Raw genomic sequence first — 16324 nt, forward strand, 5'->3', positions numbered from 1 at the left:
GCGGTGGATCCGCTACACAAGGACATCTTCGACCGCTTGGAACACTTCTACGACGCGGTGCCCCGCGACGTCGCCGTTGCGGAGGAGCATGGCGGGCTGGTGTTGTTCGTGCGCGAGGGTGCCGGCTGGCCGTTTTACGCCCGTCCCCGGATTGGCGCCACCGAGCCCCCGTCCCTGGCCGACGTGACCTCGGTACGCGAGCGGCAGCGCAAGCTGGGCCTGCCGGAAGCCTTCGAGTGGGTCCACGAGACCACCCCCGAACTGCTGGCGGTGGCCCGCTCGGCGGGGCTGCACGTGCTGGAGGCACCGCTGATGGTGCTCGACCCGGCCGCGCTGCCCGACCCGGCGACGCTGTCCGACGTGGCGGTGCGGGTGCTGGCGGCGGACTCCCCCGGCTTCGCCGCCGACGTCGCGGCCCGGCGCGCGGTGGCAGCGGTGTCGTTCGCCGCCGCCGGCACCGCGCCCGGTGACGCCGGCCCGGCCGAGCGGGACGCCGCCGTCACCGAACTCGAGTTGGCAGCGCTCGACGAGGAGCGGGCCCGGATCGCCGACGGCCGACGGATCTCCGCGCTCGCCGGGACGTCGACCGACGGCGCCCTGGCCAGCGGCATGGCCATGCGCGTGGGCGACGTCGCGGAGATCGCCGGCGTGGCCACGCTGCCGGCCGCCCGGCGACGCGGGCTGGGCGCCGCGCTCACCGCCACCCTCGCCCGGGAGTTGCACGCGGCCGGCACCGACCTGATCTTCCTCTCGGCGGGCAGCGAGGACATCGCCCGGGTCTACCTGCGGGTCGGCTTCCGCCGCATCGGCACCGCCTGCATCGCCGAACCCGCAGCGCTCATCGCCTGAGCGCTCCCGCCGCCCAGGTCTCAGACCGGGGGACGCCACTGGGCGGCGGAGGCGGCGGCGCTGGAGAGCAGCCGGGTGTTGATCGTGCCGAGTGCGGCGTCCCGGGCGCGCAGCGCCAACCGGCCCCGGGCCTGAAGCACCGCCGACATCCGCCGGGTCTGCCGGACCACCGTCGCGGCCCGGGGGCGACGCACCCGGTCGTACGCCTGCACGGCGTCGGGCAGTCGCGCCTCGCGCAGCAGTGAGGCGAGCGTGGCGGCGTCCTCGAACGCGAGGCAGGCGCCCTGCCCGAGGTGCGGCGGCATGGCGTGCGCCGCGTCGCCGAGCAGCACCACCCCGCCCGGCCCGACGGGGAAGCCGTAGGCACGGGGCAGCGGACGCAGCTCGCGGACCTCCTGCTGGACCAGGTCGGCCGGGTCGGTGGCGTCGAGCAGCGCGCCGATCGGGGCGGGCCAGCCCGCGTACCAGCGGCGCAGCAGGGCGAGTTGGGTCTCCGGCGGTTCGGGACGAGGGGCGCCGGCGGCGGTGGCCACCCAGTAGATCCCGCCCCGGGTGGACCCACCCGAGGAACCGCGATCACCCAGCGACGCGGCCACGAACCGGTAGCCGGCACCGAGGATCTCGCCGGCCAGCGGTTGGTCGTCGGGCAGCCGAGGCGCCTGGTACCAGGGGATGACGGCCCGCCAGGCAGCGCATCCGGAGCTGACCACCCGGGACTCGGGGGCGAGTTGACGGCGGATGCCGCTGTCCGTGCCATCGGCGGCGACCACCAGGTCGGCCTCGATGGTGTGCCGTCCGTCGCTGACCGCCGGCCGTTGCCCCGGCTCGACCCGGACGTGTCGCACTGTCACGCCGGTACGCAGCTCGACCCGCTCACCGAGGCCCGCGATCAGCGCGTCGTGCAGGTCCTCGCGGTGCACCACCACCGGCATCCGGTCGGCCGGGATGGGCCGGGGCTGCACGAGCCAGTGCCCGTCCGGGCGACGGACCCCACCGTCCGCCAGCGGGGTGGCGATGGCGGCCAGGCCCGCGCCGAGGCCGAGGGCCTGCAACGCGCGGACGCCGTTGGGCCAGAGCACCACTGCGGTGGGCTCGGGGCGAATCCGTTCGGCGCGTTCCAACACGGTGACCCGCCAGCCGGAGCGGGCCAGCGCGCCGGCCACCGCGAGGCCACCGACCCCTGCGCCGACCACCACCGCGCTTCGCATCGGTGCCGCCTCCGCTCAGCTGTCCCGGTCGGCGGGCCGTACGCCCGCGGCGTCGGCCCGCTCGGCACGGGGAGCCGACGGGTCGTCCGTCGACTCGTCGTCGCCCGACGGGCCGTCCGCCGGCTCGTCGTCGTTCGACGGGCCGTCGACAGTTACCCCGTCACCGAGCGGCTCGTCGCCCGGCCGGGAGTCCTGGTCGGTGGCCGGCTCCGGCGGGATGACGCCGGTGTCCTGCCAGGCGGCGTACTGCTCCTCGCGGACCACCCGGTACCCCTCCGGCGCGGCGGCCCGCGCGGGCGTCTCCCGCTCCGAGAGGTCGACCTGGGACAGGTCGGACGCGGGGGGCGGGGTCGGCGTCGCCGCCGCGCCGAGCGGGATCAGGTAGTCCCGCGGGCCGCGCACCCGGACGAAGTAGATGAGCGCGCCGAGGAAGACCAGGGCGGCGGTCCAGACGTTGAGCCGAACGCCCAGAATCTGGTTGGCCTCGTCGGTGCGCATCAGCTCGATCCAGAACCGCCCGACGGTGTAGCCCATCACGTAGAGCGCGAACGCCCGGCCGCGACCCAGCTTCAGTCGGCGGTCCAGGACGAGGACCAGGGCGACGACGCCGAGGTTCCACAACGCCTCGTAGAGGAACGTCGGCTGGTAAAGGCCCGGTTCGAGGATCGGCTGCCCGGCGTCGTCACGCAGCGCGTGCCCCGGATTGTCCGGGTCCATCCGGTGGATCTGCAGGCCCCACGGCAGGTCGGTCCGGCCACCGAACAGCTCGTTGTTGAACCAGTTGCCGAGCCGGCCGACCGCCTGGGCCAGCGGCAGCCCGGGGGCCAGCGCGTCGGCCACCACGCCGAACGGGATGCCGAGCTGCCGGGCGGCGATCCACGCGCCGACCGCGCCACCGGCGACGGCACCCCAGATGCCGAGACCGCCCTCCCAGATGGCGAACGCCTTCATCGGCTCACCGCCGGCGCCGAAATATTTCTCGGGCGAGGTGACGACGTGGTAGATCCGGGCACCGATGATGCCGGCCGGCACCGCCCAGACGGCGATGTCGAGCACCGCGCCGGGCGCGACGCCGCGCTGCCGCAGCCGGCGCTCGGTCACCCAGCAGGCCAGCACGATGCCGGCGATGATGCAGAGCGCGTACGCCCGGATCGGCACCGGCCCGAGTTGCCAGACCGCGGTGCTGGGACTGGGCAGGGCCGCCTGGGGGGACAGCGAGGCGAGGGTCACGGGTGCACACGCTACCGCTGCGCACCCCCGTAGCGGCACCCCGGGCGCGGGAGCGCGCATCTCGGTGACTTCTGGTTTGCGCCCCCGTACGCTCTTTGTCCATGAGCGCGCTCACCTGGGCGGTCGCCGCGGTCGTCAACGACGACGCCGGCCGGGTGCTGCTCTGCCGGCAGGGCCGGGGCGAGCGCCGCCACGCGCTGCCCGGCGGGCGGCTGCGCCCGACCGAGAGCCCCGTGCAGGCGGCCCTGCGGGACATCCGCGCGGAGACCGGCTGCGAGATCGAGCTTGTCGACCTGATCGGCGTCTACCACCTGACCGGCCCCGGCGGGCAGACGTCGCCCGGACGCGCCGGGCCGCTGCCGGACGTCCTCGTGCACGTCTTCCGGGCCCGCGCCACCGGCCCACCGACGGCCGACCCGCTGCCGGGCTGCCGGTTGTCCTGGCACTCCCCCGACGCGCTGCCGGAGGCTGTCACCCCGCTCACCCGGGCCGCCGTCACCGACGCTCGCGCCGGGCGCTCCGGCGTACTGCACGCTGTCCGCCGCACGCCCGGCGCCGTCGACGCCCCGCCGACGACCGGCCCGAGCGGACCGCTGGGAACCAGCCAGGACGCACGGCCGGGCACGGGGCAGCCACCGGGACAACGAGGCGAACCCGCGGACCCGTCCCTGCGCCCCTGACAACCCGCGCGAGCATCCCGGGGTCCGCCGCGCGGGGACCCGCCCGAAGCTCAGCGGGCGGGGTTGCGGACGCCCTCGGCGAGCTCGGCGCTGAGGGCCCGCAGGGCAACCAACCCCTCCGCCTCGGTGGGCGCGTCGAGGAGGCACCGGATCAGCGCACTGCCGACGATCACCCCGTCGGCGTAACCGGCGACGGTGCCGGCCTGCGCGCCGGTGCCCACGCCGAGACCGACACCCACGGGGAGGTCGGTGACGTCCCGGACCCGGGAGACCAGGGTCGGCGCGGCGTCGGAGGTACGCGTCCGGGCTCCGGTCACCCCCATGACCGCTGTCGCGTAGACGAAGCCGCGGCAGTGCTGCGCCGTCATCGCCAGCCGCGCGTCGGTGGACGACGGGGAGACCAGGAACGTGCGGTCCAGTCCGTGGGCGTCCGAGGCGGCCAGCCACTCCGCCGCCTCGTCGGGAATGAGGTCGGGGGTGATCAGACCGGTGCCACCGGCAGCGGCGAGGTCACGGGCGAACACGTCAACGCCGTACCGCTCGACCGGGTTCCAGTAGGTCATGGTGACCACCGGAGCGCCGGTGGCCGCCACCGCCTCGATGATGCGCAGGGTGTCCCTGGTGCGGACGCCGCCGGCCAGCGCGATGTCGCTGGCCTTCTGGATGACCGGCCCGTCCATCACCGGGTCGGAGTAGGGAATCTCCACCTCGATGACGTCGACGCCGGCCTCGACCATGGCGGTCATCGCGGCGATGCTGCCGTCGACGGTCGGGAACCCAGCCGGCATGCAGCCGATCAGCAGGGCCCGGCCGTCGGCGCGGGCCTTGTCGAAGGCCACCCCGATCCGGCTCATGTCACCGCTCCTTGTCGAGGATGCCGAAGTAGTCGCCGGCGGTGTGCACGTCCTTGTCGCCCCGCCCGGAGAGGTTGACCACGATGGTGGGCTCCCGGCCCAGCTCGGCGGCGAGCTTCGGGGCCAGCGCGACGGTGCCGGCGAGCGCGTGGGCGCTCTCGATCGCCGGGATGATCCCCTCGGTGCGGCAGAGCAGCTCGAACGCGGCCATCGCCTCGTCGTCGGTGACCGGGAGGTAACTCGCCCGGCCGGTGTCGTGCAGCCAGGCGTGCTCGGGCCCGACGCCCGGGTAGTCCAGGCCGGCGGAGATCGAGTGCGACTCCAGCGTCTGCCCGTCGGCGTCCTGAAGCACGTAGGTGCGGGTGCCGTGCAGGACGCCGGCCGACCCACCGGTGATGCTCGCCGCGTGCCGGCCGGTGGCCAGCCCGTCGCCGCCGGCTTCGAAGCCGTACAGCCGCACGTCCTCGTCACCGACGAACGCGTGGAAGATGCCCAGTGCGTTGGATCCGCCACCGACGCAGGCGGTGACCGCGTCCGGCAGCGCGCCGGTCAGATCGAGGCACTGCTGACGGGCCTCGTCACCGATGCCCCGGACGAAGTCGCGGACCATCGCCGGGAACGGGTGCGGACCGGCGGCGGTGCCGATCAGGTAGTGCGTCTCGTCGACGTTTGCCACCCAGTCGCGCATCGCCTCGTTCATCGCGTCCTTGAGGGTGCGCGAGCCGTTGGTGACCGGAACGACAGTGGCGCCGAGCATCCGCATCCGCGCCACGTTGAGCGCCTGCCGCTCGGTGTCGACCTGGCCCATGTAGACCACGCACTCCAGGTCGAACAGGGCGGCGGCGGTCGCGGTGGCCACGCCGTGCTGGCCGGCGCCGGTCTCGGCGATCACCCGGGTCTTGCCCATCCGCTTGGTGAGCAGCGCCTGGCCGAGCACGTTGCGCACCTTGTGTGCGCCGGTGTGGTTGAGGTCCTCGCGCTTGAGCAGCACCCGCGCGCCGAGCTTCGCCGAGAACCGCCGGGCCTCGTAGAGCAGCGACGGCGTACCCGCGTAGTCACGCAGCAGCGCGCCGAACTCGGCCTGGAAGGACTCGTCCGCCATCGCCGTGCGCCACGCCCCGTCGAGCTCGTCGAGCGCGGCCACCAGTGCCTCGGGAACGAACCGACCGCCGAAGCGGCCGAAGTGGCCGGCGGAGTCGGGCTGCGGGCCGGCCACCGGGGCCAGCGCGTCGGCGCTCATCGGAAATCCTCTCGGTGGGGCGTCCGGTGCGAGGTCAGCGCACCGGCCGGGGCGTTGCCGGGTGGTTACCCGCGTTGACCAGCTCGGCGACCGCCTCGCGAGGGCTCTTCTGGGTGACCAGGCCCTCGCCCACGAGGACCGCGTCAGCACCCGCGGAGGCGTACCGGATCAGGTCGTGCGGACCACGAACGCCGGACTCGGCGATCTTGACGACGCTGCTGGGCAGGCCGGGTGCGATCCGCTCGAACACCGACCTGTCGACCTCCAGGGTACGCAGGTCACGGGCGTTGACCCCGATCACCTGAGCGCCCGCCTCCAGCGCACGGTCGGCCTCTTCCTCGTCGTGCACCTCGACCAGCGCGGTCATGCCCAGCGACTCGATCCGCTCCAGCAGGCCCATCAGCACGTTCTGCTCCAGCGCGGCGACGATCAACAGCACCAGGTCGGCACCGTGCGCACGCGCCTCGTGCACCTGGTAGCTGGAGACCACGAAGTCCTTGCGCAGCACCGGCACGCTGACCGCGGCACGGACGGCCGCCAGGTCGTCAAGCGAGCCGCCGAACCAGCGCCCCTCGGTCAGCACACTGATCGCCCGCGCCCCACCGGCGGCGTAGTCGACCGCCAGGTCGGCCGGATCGGCGATCTCGGCCAGCCGCCCCTTGGACGGCGACGAGCGCTTCACCTCGGCGATCACGGCCACGCCGGGCTTACGCAGCGCCGCGTACGCGTCCAGCGGCGGCGGCGCCGCCGCTGCCAGTTCACGGATCCGCTCCAGCGGAACCTGCTCCTGGCGACGGGCGACGTCTTCGCGCACGCCAGCCAGAATCTCGTCGAGCACGCTTACGGACGCTGCCTGACCGGCCTCGTCCCCCTCCGCGTGCGCATGCTCAGCAGTCACCAACGGACTCCCCTCTCCGGGCGTCATGGGCCGATGCTAGGGGCAGCCGACCGACGCCGAATGCCGGGGGTATGGCGCTGCTCACGAAAAGGGCTGCGGCATAATGGCCGACTTGCCGTGAACGGTATGTCACGCAGCGCCACCTCCCGTATCGACAATCGTCACGCGGTATGGAGCCTGGTGGCCGCGTTCGGAGCGTGCCGTTGCATCGATCATGCCACCAGTTGCGGGTCGGCGCCCGACGACAACGGCGTACGTCGATGTTGTGAGCAAGCTCAAGGCCGAACGGACGGTCCCTGGTCACGGCCGAGGCGGGACAGTTGACCGGGCGGTCACGACGGCGAAACGTCAGCCGGCCAGCATCGACCTCGGGCAGACTCGATGGCGCGCCTGCCCCGACCGTCGCAACTCCTCGTGCGAGGTGACCATGAGCATGTCCGAGCCGCAGCACACCATCGGCCTGACGACCATCTCGCGGACGGTGGCGTCGCTCGCCGTCGGGGTGGTGCACACCGTGGAGCGGGCCGTCGTGGGCGAGGGGCGGATGCGTACGGCGCGTGGCAACGCCTGGGAGGCGGTCTGCGCCGACCGGGCCCGCGCCGACCAGCGCGCCGAACTGAACCGCCTGGTGGCCGAGCTGACCGCCGCCCGCGCCGCCAGTCACCGGCCACAGCGGGACCGTCAGCCGGTCGGCTGACACCCACCGGCCGTCGCGTCAGTCGGCCGTCGGGTCCTCACCCCGATCCAGCGCGTCCCACGCCTCGGTGGTCCGCCGCCCGGCCATCGGCGTGGGCGGCTCCGGTGCGCCGGTCGGCGTGGGCGCGACCCGGGGGGCGGTGCGGGTCGGCCGTTCGTACCGGGCGCCCATCGCCGGCCAGCCGGCACCGCGCACCGCCGTCCACAGACCGCCCGCGGCGGCCAGCACGCCACCGAGCAGGCAGAGCACCGGCCACTGCCGGTTCACCACGCCGTCGGCGACCAGCCCGTACCCACCGCCGGCCGCCACTGCCAGCGCGAGCACGCCGAGCAGCGCGCCGAGCACCTGCCGCGGCCGGCCCCGGGTAGCCAGCACCGCGCCACCGCCCGCCAACGTCACAAGGGCCAATGCCGGCAGCCAGGGCAGCAGCCCGGCACCGCTGCGGGTGTCGCGGACCGGCGGCAGCGGCGCCGGGCGCACGGTCAGCTCGACCGACCAGGTCCGCGTCGCGGCCCAGAGCGCCAGGCCCGCGCCGACCAGGCAGAGGAGTACGGCGTACGCCAACTCGCGCCGACCCACGGCGGCGGACCGCTCACCGTCCCTCACCGAACTGGCCTTTCGTTCGCGACGGCGGGGCTCCGCTGCGCTGCACTCCTCGCGCTCACCGAGCTGGCCTTTCGTTCGCGACTGCGGGGCTCCGCTGCGCTGCACTCCTCGCGCTCACCGAGCAGCCCGCAATGTCTCGGCGGCGGCGATCGCCGCCAGCACGGCGGCGGCCTTGTTGCGCGTCTCCTGGTCCTCGGCGGCCGGGTCCGAGTCGGCCACCACCCCGGCTCCGGCCTGCACGTAGGCGCGGCCGTCGCGGATGAGCGCGGTCCGGATGGCGATGGCCATGTCCAGGTCGCCGCCGAAGCCGAAGTAGCCCACCGTGCCGCCGTAGAGGCCGCGGCGGACCGGCTCCAACTCCTCGATGATCTCCATGGCCCGCACCTTCGGCGCGCCGGACAGGGTCCCGGCCGGGAAGGTCGCGGCGAGCGCGTCGAACGCGCTCTGGTCGTCGCGCAACGTGCCGGTGACGGTGGAGACGATGTGCATGACGTGGCTGTACCGCTCGATGGTGGCGAACTCGGGCACCTCCACGCTGCCGGGCTGACACACCCGGCCCAGGTCGTTGCGGCCGAGGTCGACGAGCATCACGTGCTCGGCCCGTTCCTTCGGGTCGGCGAGCAACTCGGCGGCGAGCACGGCGTCGGCGGCGGGGGTGCCACCGCGCGGTCGGGTGCCGGCGATCGGGTGCAGCAACGCGCGTCGCCGCCCGTCCGCGCCGCCGGTGACCTTCAGGTGCGCCTCCGGGGAGGAGCCGACGATGTCGAACCCGTCGAAGCGCAGCAGGTACATGTACGGGCTGGGGTTGCTGGTGCGCAGCACCCGGTAGACGTCCAGCGGGTCGGCGTGCGTCGGCCGCTCGAAGCGCTGGGAGAGCACGATCTGGAAGCACTCACCGGCCCGGATCGCCTCCTTGGCGGCCTCCACCGCCTTCGGGTAGCCGCCGTCGGGCGTACGGCAGAGCACCTCCCCGGCCGGCGGACGCTCGACGGTGGAGATCATCGGCGGGATGGGCCGCGACAGCGCCGTCGTCATCGCGTCCAGCCGGCCCACCGCGTGGTGGTACGCGGCGGCGACCTGCGGGGCGCGGTCCGGGGCGTCCAGCGGCGGCAGCACCGCGTTGGCGACCAGGATCGCCGAGCCGTCGTAGTGGTCGAGCACCACCAGGTCGGTGGCGAGCATCATGCCCAGCTCCGGCACGCCGAGGTCGTCGTCGGTCAGCTCGGGCAGCCGCTCGAAGCGGCGGACCAGGTCGTAGCCGAGGTAGCCGACCATGCCCCCGGTCAGCGGCGGCAGGCCGTCGGACGGGTCCCCGACCGGGCCGGCGAGCGCCGCCACCGTCTCCCGCAGCACCCGCACCGGGTCACCCTCGGTGGGCAACCCCGCCGGCGGTTGGCCGAGCCAGGTCGCCACGCCGTCCCGCTCGACGAGGGTGGCGCTGCTGCGGACGCCGATGAACGAGTATCGCGACCAGGCCAGGCCGGCCGAGCCGACCCCCTGCTCGGCCGATTCCAGCAGGAACGTGCCGGGCCCACCGGCCAGCTTCCGGTAGACCCCGACCGGCGTCTCCGCATCGGCCAGGAGCCGCCGGGTCACCGGCACCACCCGCCAGTCGGCGGCCAGCTCGGTGAAGGTGCCCAGGTCGGGGCTGACGGTGCCGTCGGTCATGACTGGGTCTGCCTTTCGTTCGCGGCGGCGAGGCTGCGCCGGGCTGCGCCGCGCGCGCTCACCGTGCCTCCGGGGCGGTGACGGGCAACTCGGTGAAGAAGCAGGTCCGGTGTCCGGTGTGGCAGGCGGCGCCGACCTGGTCCACGCTGACCAGCAGCGCATCCCCGTCGCAGTCCAGCGCGACCGAGCGGACGTACTGGTGGTGCCCGGAGGTGGCCCCCTTGACCCAGTATTCGCGTCGGCTGCGCGACCAGTAGGTGGCCCGGCCGGTGGTGAGGGTGCGGTGCAGCGCCTCGTCGTCCATCCAGGCGACCATCAGCACCTCGCCGGAGTCGTGGGCGCGGACCACCGCGGCGACCAGACCGTCGGCGGTGCGGCGCAGCCGGGCCGCGATGGCCGCGTCGAGTCGGGACGGGCGAGCCGGCCCGGATGCCACCGGGCCGCTCGGATCGCTGGGGACGCCGGTCGCCGGCGAGTCAGGTACGGACACAGTGTCCAAGTGTCCCGCACGTGGCGCGGGCACCGGCGACCGCTCCCGGCGGGGCTGCGGCGCGGGCCCGCCGGGCCGGGCCAACTGGGCCACGTAACGATCCAGCCGGCCGTCGACCAGGGCGGCGGCCAGGTCCGCGCCGGCTGCCTCGGCGATCTCCTCGGCGTACGGCCGGATCAACGGCAGGGTGCCGGCGACCAGCCGGACGGCGGCGGCCCACAGCTGGCCGGTGGCGCCCGGTCGCAGCCCGAGGCAGAGCATCATGTCCGCCCGGTAGCCCGGTGGGGCCACCGGCAGGTCCAGGGCCGCCGCGAAGGCCGCCCGGCGGGAGTGGACCCGTACCGACGGGTTGGCCGGGCGCAGCACCGAGGGACAGAGGCGGGCCAGGTCGGCGACGGCGAGCCGGACCCCGAGGCGGTCGTGGCCGGACCGGGCGGCCGCTGCCTTACCGAGCGTGGCGATCAGCTCTTCGAGTCGGGGTGGCTCGGCGGGCTGGCAGAGCACCGGCAGGTCGATTCGGGGCCGCCAGTGCGGGTCGGCCCAGAGCAGCCGGGCCGGCGCGGTGACCGGCAGCCCGAACGCCCAGTCGGCCGGTTCGCCGAGCCGGTGCACCCAGGAGCGGACATCGCGGGCGGCGACCGAGACGTGGGTGACCCGGCCTGCGGATTCGTCAAGGTACGCCTGTCGCGCGGCGTATGGCTCGCCGCCGACCAGCACGTCGAGGTCGACGTCGCTGTGCGCGGTGGCGGCCCGGCGGGCGTGGCTGCCGCGCAGCAGGATGCCGACGACCGGCCGCTCGGCGCCCTGCCGCAACCGCGCGGCCCAGTCTTCGAGAAAACCGCTGTCCGGTAACGGAGCGTGACCCACCGCGCCATCGTGCCGTACGCCCGATCGGCGCGCAATGCCCGTTGGCGGACTTGGTGTCCGGTCCGGAGCCTACTGCCCGTTCTCATGCTCTCCGCGACGGCGGACAGTCGGACACCGGTCCCGGCCGTTGCGCCCGGATCGGTATTTCATCTAGCGTTGAGTTCAACAGATGATGAGTTTCTTCGGAGGTGCACGATGGACGACGCGATAGCCGTCCGCGACCTGGTCGTCGACCGGGGCGGGCGGCGGGTGCTGGACCACATCAGTTGCGCGGTCCCCCGCGGCGCCGTCACGGGGCTGCTCGGGCCCAGCGGCAGCGGCAAGACCACGTTCATGCGCGCCGTGGTCGGGGTGCAGGTGGTCAGCGGGGGGACGGTCACCGTGCTCGGTCAGCCGGCGGGCAGCCCGGCGTTGCGGCACCAGGTGGGCTACCTGACCCAGGCGCCGAGCGTCTACGCCGACCTGACAGTGCGGGAGAACGCCCGCTACTTCGCGGCCCTGTACGGGCGCGGACGGGTCGAGGCCGACCGGGCGATCAGCGACGTCGGGCTGGCCGAGGCCGCCGGCCAACTGGTCGCCACCCTCTCCGGCGGTCAACGCAGCCGGGCCTCGCTGGCCTGCGCGCTGGTCGGGGAGCCGGAGCTGGTCATTCTCGACGAGCCGACAGTCGGTCAGGATCCGGTGCTCCGGGCCGACCTGTGGGCCCGGTTCCACGCGATGGCCGCGGCGGGCACCACCCTGCTGGTGTCCAGCCACGTGATGGACGAGGCGGCCCGCTGCGACAGGTTGCTGCTGATCCGCCAGGGGCGGTTGATCGCCGACGACAGCCCGGACGCCATCCGCGCCGCCGCCGGTGTGGACGACCTCGACGAGGCGTTCCTCCGCCTGATCCGGGCCGGCGAGGCCGGTCCGACAAGCACCGCCACCAGAGCCGGACAGGAGCAGTCATGAACCCCCGGATCCTGGCGGCCACCACCGGCCGCATCCTGCGTCAACTCCGCCACGACCGGCGGACCATCGCCCTGCTCGTGGCGGTGCCGGCCGTCCTGCTCACCCTGATCTACTTCATGTACGCCGACCAGCCGACCCCACCCGGGCAGCCGACGACGTTCGACCGGGTCGCGCTGGTGATGCTGGGCATCTTCCCCTTCGTGATCATGTTCCTGGTGACGAGCATCGCCATGCTCCGCGAACGCACCTCCGGCACCCTGGAACGGCTGCTCACCACGCCGCTGGGCAAGCTCGACCTGCTCTTCGGTTACGGCATCGCGTTCGGGCTGGCCGCCGCCGCGCAGGCAGCGGTCGCCGCCGCCGTGGCGTACTGGGTCTTCGATCTGGACACCGCCGGCAGCATCGGGCTGGTGATCGGGATCGCTGTCGTCGACGCCGTGCTCGGCGTCGCCCTCGGGCTGCTGTGCAGCGCCTTCGCGCGCACCGAGTTCCAGGCAGTACAGTTCCTGCCAGTCGTGGTGATCCCCCAACTGCTGCTCTGCGGGCTGTTCGTGGCCCGCGACGAGATGGCCGGTTGGCTCCAGGCGCTCAGTGACGCCTTCCCCCTGTCGTACGCCATCGAGGCGTTGCAGGAGGTCGGCGCCCACGCCGAGCCGACCGGCACAATGTGGCGGGACGTGGCGGTGGTGCTCGGCGCGGTGGTGCTGGCGCTGGTGCTCGCGGCGGCCACCCTGCGCCGGCGCAGCGGGTGAGGCTTCGGCAGCCGTGGGCGGACCCGCCCACGGCTGCCCAGGTGGACGAACGAAGGGCGGCGATGACGCGGCGGACCGGCCGGCGACCCGGCAACCCGGACACCCGGGAGGCGATCCTCGACGCGGCGCGCACGGCGTTCGCCGAGCGTGGCTACGACTCCGCCTCGATCCGCGCCATCGCCAGCACCGCGGGCGTCGACCCGGCGCTGGTGCACCACTATTTCGGCAGCAAGGACCAGCTCTTCCTGGCCGCGATGAACTTTCCGTTCGATCCCGGTCAGCTGGTGCCGACGGTGCTCGCCGGCGACCGGGACGCCGTCGGTGAGCGCATGGTGCGCATCTTCCTCGGCATCTGGGACTCCCCGGCCGGCGGCGCCGCGCAGGCGCTGCTGCGCTCCGCGGTGAGCAACGAGTGGACCGCTCGCCTGTTGCGCGAGTTCATCACCACCCAGGTCCTGCGCCGGGTGCTCGAGCAGCTCGACGTCGATCCGGCCCAGCTGCCGTTGCGCGGTTCCCTGGTGGCCACCCAGATGATCGGCCTGGCCATGATGCGGCACGTGGTGCGCCTGGAGCCGGTCGCCTCGGCGGCCCCGGAGACCCTTGTCGCCGCGGTCGGTCCGACGATCCAGCGCTACCTCACCGGGCCGCTGCCGGCCTGACGCGGCCCCGGGGCCGGCGCCGCGAAGGGCGCGGTCAGCGCGGTGGGCGGGTGCCGGCGGGGAGTCGCAACGGCGGCAGCAGCCGCGGCAGGTCGGCCGGGTCGGCCACCGGGTCGGGGAACGCCAACCGGATCCGACGTCGGGCGCCGGGGTGGCCGAGGGCGACCACCATCCCGTAGCGGTCGATGCGCACCACCCGGGGCGGCCCGTCGAGGGTCTGCTCGGTCAGGCCGAGCTGCCGGCGCAGGTACGCGGTCACCTGGTCACCGTGGCGCTCGGCGAGGTCGACGAGCAGCCGCGCCTCCACCGGGTGCACCGGGTCCGGCTCCGCCTCGGCGTACTCCCCCGGGTCGATCCGGTGCACGGCGCCGGCGCGCTCCCAGCGGACCTCGACCACCTCGAAGCGGAACAACCGGAACCGGGTGCCCAGGTCGAGCAGGTCGCCGGTCGGCGCCACCGCGGCGAAGTCGAGCGCCGCGCGGCGGGCCTCGTCGCCGTGCAGCTCGCCCGCCCAGCCGGAGACCCAGGCCCGACCCAGACCGGGCGCACCGGCGGCCGGTGGCAGGTCGAGCACGTCGAGCACCACCGCGACGTCGCCGTCCCCGGCGACCGGTCGCAGCGCGGCGGCCAGGTCGCTGGCCACCGGCACCAGCAGCAGCACCCGCCCCTCCGGGTCGGTGACGTGCCGGGCGTGGTGCGGGCTCGGCCGGTACGCGAGATGGACGAGACCGGGCAGGCGGCCGGCGACAAGGGTACGGACGATCTCGGCGGGGTTGGGCCGCATGGCGCGACCTCCTTCTGAGGTTAGGCTTACCTAAATCGGAGCCTAGAGCACCCGCCCGTCGTCGTCCACCACACTCACCGGGTCTGCTCCAGCCAGGAGGCGTAGAGCAGGCCGTAGACCGAGTCGGCGTCGCGGACCAACTCGTCGTGCGGGCCGCGCTGCACCACCCGGCCCCGGTCCACCACGATCACCTCGTCGGCGGCCTGCGCCGTGGAGAGCCGGTGCGCGATCGCGAGGGTGGTCCGCCCCCTGGTGACCGCGTCCAGGGTGCGTTGCAGGCGCACCTCGGTCGCCGGGTCCACAGCGCTCGTCGCCTCGTCGAGCACCAACAGGTCCGGGTCGGCAACGTACGCGCGGGCCAGGGCCACCAACTGCCGCTCACCGACGCTGAGCGCCTCGCCGCGCTCGCCGACCGGCGTGTCCAGACCCGCCGGCAGACCCTCCAACCAGTCCGACAGGCCCAGCTCGGTGAAGGCCACCGTCAGCTCCTCGTCGGTCAGCTCCGGCCGGGCGAACCGGACGTTGTCCCCCACCGTCGCGTCGAAGAGGAACCCGTCCTGCGGCACCATCACCACCCGGGAGCGCAGCGAGTCGAACCGCACGTCCGCCAACGGCACCCCGGACAGCAGCACCGCCCCCGCCGAAGGATCCATCAGCCGGGTCAGCAACTTGGCGAAGGTGGTCTTGCCGCTGCCCGTCTCGCCGACCACCGCCACCCGGCTCTTCGCCGGAATCTCCAGGTCGATGTCGTGCAGCACCGGCGGACCACCCGGGTAGGCGAACCGCACACCGGCGAACCGGATGTCCAGCGGCCCGGCCGGCAGCTTGCGCCCCTGCTCCCCCGGGTCGGCAACGTCCGGGGCGACGTCCAGCACGTCCAGCACCCGACGCCAGCCGGCGATCGCGTTCTGCGCCTCGTTGAGCACCTCGGTGGCGATCTGCACCGGCTGGATGAACAGCGTCACCAGGAACAGGAACGCGGTCAACTGGCCGATCGACAGCGTGCCGTCCACGCCCAGCGTCACCCCGAGCACCACCACACCCGCCAGCGCGAGCCCGGCGGCCAACTCGCCGACCGAGCTGCCCACGATGCTGATCCGGATCGCCCGCTGCTGCGCCAGCCGCTGCCCGTCGATGGCCTCGTCCAACCGCCGCTCGGTACGCCCCGCGATCCCGTACGCCCGGATCACCGGCGCGCCCACCACGCTCTCGCCGATCGTGCCGAGCAGCGTGCCGGTGCGCTGCCGCACCGTCGCGTACGCCGAGCCCAGCCGGCGTTGCAACTGCCGGATCACGAACACCGCCGGCAGGAAGGCGGCCAACACCACAAGGGTCAACTGCCAGGAGTACGCGAGCATGACGGCGGTGGTGACCACCAGCTGACCGAGGTTGACAAGCAGGATCACCCCGCCCCACTGGAGGAACTGGGTGATCTGGTCGACGTCGCTGGTGACCCGGGAGACCAGCGAGCCGCGCCGCTCCGACTGCTGGTGCAACATCGACAGGTCGTGCACGTGCCGGAACGCCCGCGTCCGCACGTTGGCCAGCGCCGTCTCACTGACCGTGAACAGTCGGCGCATCATCAGGTAGCCGCAGACCGTCGTGAGCGTCAGGATCGCCGTGGTGATCGCCACCACCGACCACACCACGTCCAGATTCAGGCCACCGACGATGCCGCGGTCGATACCCTGCTGGACGGCCACCGGCACGGCCACCCGGCCGACCATGTAGACCAACGCCAGGGCCAGGGTGCCGGCCAGGCCGGTCCGCAGCTCCGGTGAGAGCGCCAGCCCCCGGCGCAGGGTCTGCCAGGTCGTCTCCTCCCGCTTGGCACCGTCCACCGTCGTCGTCACCGGATCCCGCCTCTCGTTCGCGACCGCGGGGCTCCGCT

16 protein-coding genes and 1 pseudogene are annotated in these 16324 nt (G+C 73.9%); 6 read left to right on the forward strand and 11 right to left on the reverse strand.

The features are described 5' to 3' along the window. The first annotated feature begins 3 nt into the window (after positions 1–3). Complete coding sequence (locus ACQPWW_RS24875; RefSeq protein ID WP_433125902.1) at positions 4–849, forward strand: GNAT family N-acetyltransferase; 846 nt, start codon at positions 4–6, stop codon at positions 847–849. Between the two features lie 20 nt (positions 850–869). Here ACQPWW_RS24875 and ACQPWW_RS24880 read toward each other — a convergent pair whose 3' ends face one another. Further along, entirely contained in the window at positions 870–2057 is a 1188-nt protein-coding gene (locus ACQPWW_RS24880; RefSeq protein WP_433125903.1) for an FAD-dependent oxidoreductase, read from the reverse strand. 15 nt (positions 2058–2072) lie between these two features. Beyond that, positions 2073–3287 (reverse strand): prolipoprotein diacylglyceryl transferase, encoded by a 1215-nt coding sequence (gene lgt, locus ACQPWW_RS24885; protein ID WP_433125904.1) that lies wholly within the window; start codon positions 3285–3287, stop codon positions 2073–2075. 101 nt (positions 3288–3388) lie between these two features. Here lgt and ACQPWW_RS24890 point away from each other — a divergent pair, with 101 nt between their 5' ends. Then, positions 3389–3967, forward strand: a complete 579-nt coding sequence (locus ACQPWW_RS24890; RefSeq protein WP_433125905.1) for an NUDIX hydrolase — start codon at positions 3389–3391, stop codon at positions 3965–3967. A 50-nt stretch (positions 3968–4017) separates the two neighbouring features. Here the strand turns inward: ACQPWW_RS24890 and trpA are convergent, their stop codons facing one another. From trpA to trpC, 3 genes are read right to left on the reverse strand one after another with little or no spacing between them, the layout of a single operon-like run. Next, the gene (trpA, locus tag ACQPWW_RS24895; protein WP_433125907.1) at positions 4018–4821 is read right to left on the reverse strand and encodes a tryptophan synthase subunit alpha; all 804 of its coding nucleotides are present in this window, start codon (positions 4819–4821) and stop codon (positions 4018–4020) included. A gap of 1 nt (position 4822) precedes the next feature. Then, positions 4823–6061 (reverse strand): tryptophan synthase subunit beta, encoded by a 1239-nt coding sequence (gene trpB, locus ACQPWW_RS24900; protein ID WP_433125909.1) that lies wholly within the window; start codon positions 6059–6061, stop codon positions 4823–4825. A 34-nt stretch (positions 6062–6095) separates the two neighbouring features. Then, positions 6096–6899 (reverse strand): indole-3-glycerol phosphate synthase TrpC, encoded by an 804-nt coding sequence (gene trpC / locus ACQPWW_RS24905; RefSeq protein WP_355032734.1) that lies wholly within the window; start codon positions 6897–6899, stop codon positions 6096–6098. A 487-nt stretch (positions 6900–7386) separates the two neighbouring features. On the opposite strand from trpC, the gene ACQPWW_RS24910 reads away from it, so the two are divergent. Beyond that, positions 7387–7656, forward strand: coding sequence for a hypothetical protein (locus tag ACQPWW_RS24910; protein ID WP_433125911.1), 270 nt, complete (start codon positions 7387–7389; stop codon positions 7654–7656). An 18-nt stretch (positions 7657–7674) separates the two neighbouring features. On the opposite strand, the gene ACQPWW_RS24915 is transcribed toward ACQPWW_RS24910, so the two are convergent. From ACQPWW_RS24915 to ACQPWW_RS24930, 4 genes and pseudogenes are all read right to left on the reverse strand, one after another. Beyond that, the gene (locus ACQPWW_RS24915; protein ID WP_433125912.1) at positions 7675–8262 is read right to left on the reverse strand and encodes a Trp biosynthesis-associated membrane protein; all 588 of its coding nucleotides are present in this window, start codon (positions 8260–8262) and stop codon (positions 7675–7677) included. Positions 8263–8376: 114 nt separating this feature from the next. Further along, the gene (locus tag ACQPWW_RS24920; protein ID WP_433125913.1) at positions 8377–9930 is read right to left on the reverse strand and encodes an anthranilate synthase component I; all 1554 of its coding nucleotides are present in this window, start codon (positions 9928–9930) and stop codon (positions 8377–8379) included. A 58-nt stretch (positions 9931–9988) separates the two neighbouring features. Next, positions 9989–10420, reverse strand: a complete 432-nt coding sequence (gene hisI / locus ACQPWW_RS24925; protein WP_433134546.1) for a phosphoribosyl-AMP cyclohydrolase — start codon at positions 10418–10420, stop codon at positions 9989–9991. A 228-nt stretch (positions 10421–10648) separates the two neighbouring features. After that, positions 10649–11287: pseudogene (locus tag ACQPWW_RS24930) on the reverse strand (phosphoribosyl-AMP cyclohydrolase); the annotation flags it as partial. A gap of 195 nt (positions 11288–11482) precedes the next feature. Here ACQPWW_RS24930 and ACQPWW_RS24935 point away from each other — a divergent pair. From ACQPWW_RS24935 to ACQPWW_RS24945, 3 genes are all read left to right on the forward strand, one after another. Further along, complete coding sequence (locus ACQPWW_RS24935; protein WP_433125915.1) at positions 11483–12238, forward strand: ABC transporter ATP-binding protein; 756 nt, start codon at positions 11483–11485, stop codon at positions 12236–12238. Further along, the gene (locus ACQPWW_RS24940) at positions 12235–12990 is read left to right on the forward strand and encodes an ABC transporter permease (protein WP_433125917.1); all 756 of its coding nucleotides are present in this window, start codon (positions 12235–12237) and stop codon (positions 12988–12990) included. The genes ACQPWW_RS24935 and ACQPWW_RS24940 overlap by 4 nt, the downstream gene beginning before the upstream one ends. A 62-nt stretch (positions 12991–13052) precedes the next feature. After that, complete coding sequence (locus ACQPWW_RS24945; RefSeq protein ID WP_433125918.1) at positions 13053–13649, forward strand: TetR family transcriptional regulator; 597 nt, start codon at positions 13053–13055, stop codon at positions 13647–13649. Between the two features lie 34 nt (positions 13650–13683). Here ACQPWW_RS24945 and ACQPWW_RS24950 read toward each other — a convergent pair whose 3' ends face one another. Beyond that, complete coding sequence (locus ACQPWW_RS24950) at positions 13684–14433, reverse strand: DUF2470 domain-containing protein (RefSeq protein WP_433125920.1); 750 nt, start codon at positions 14431–14433, stop codon at positions 13684–13686. 74 nt (positions 14434–14507) lie between these two features. Then, positions 14508–16286 (reverse strand): ABC transporter ATP-binding protein, encoded by a 1779-nt coding sequence (locus ACQPWW_RS24955; RefSeq protein ID WP_433125922.1) that lies wholly within the window; start codon positions 16284–16286, stop codon positions 14508–14510. Between the last annotated feature and the right edge of the window lie 38 nt (positions 16287–16324).

It is taken from the genome of Micromonospora sp. CA-240977, from assembly GCF_050942285.1.
Classification (GTDB): domain Bacteria; phylum Actinomycetota; class Actinomycetes; order Mycobacteriales; family Micromonosporaceae; genus Micromonospora.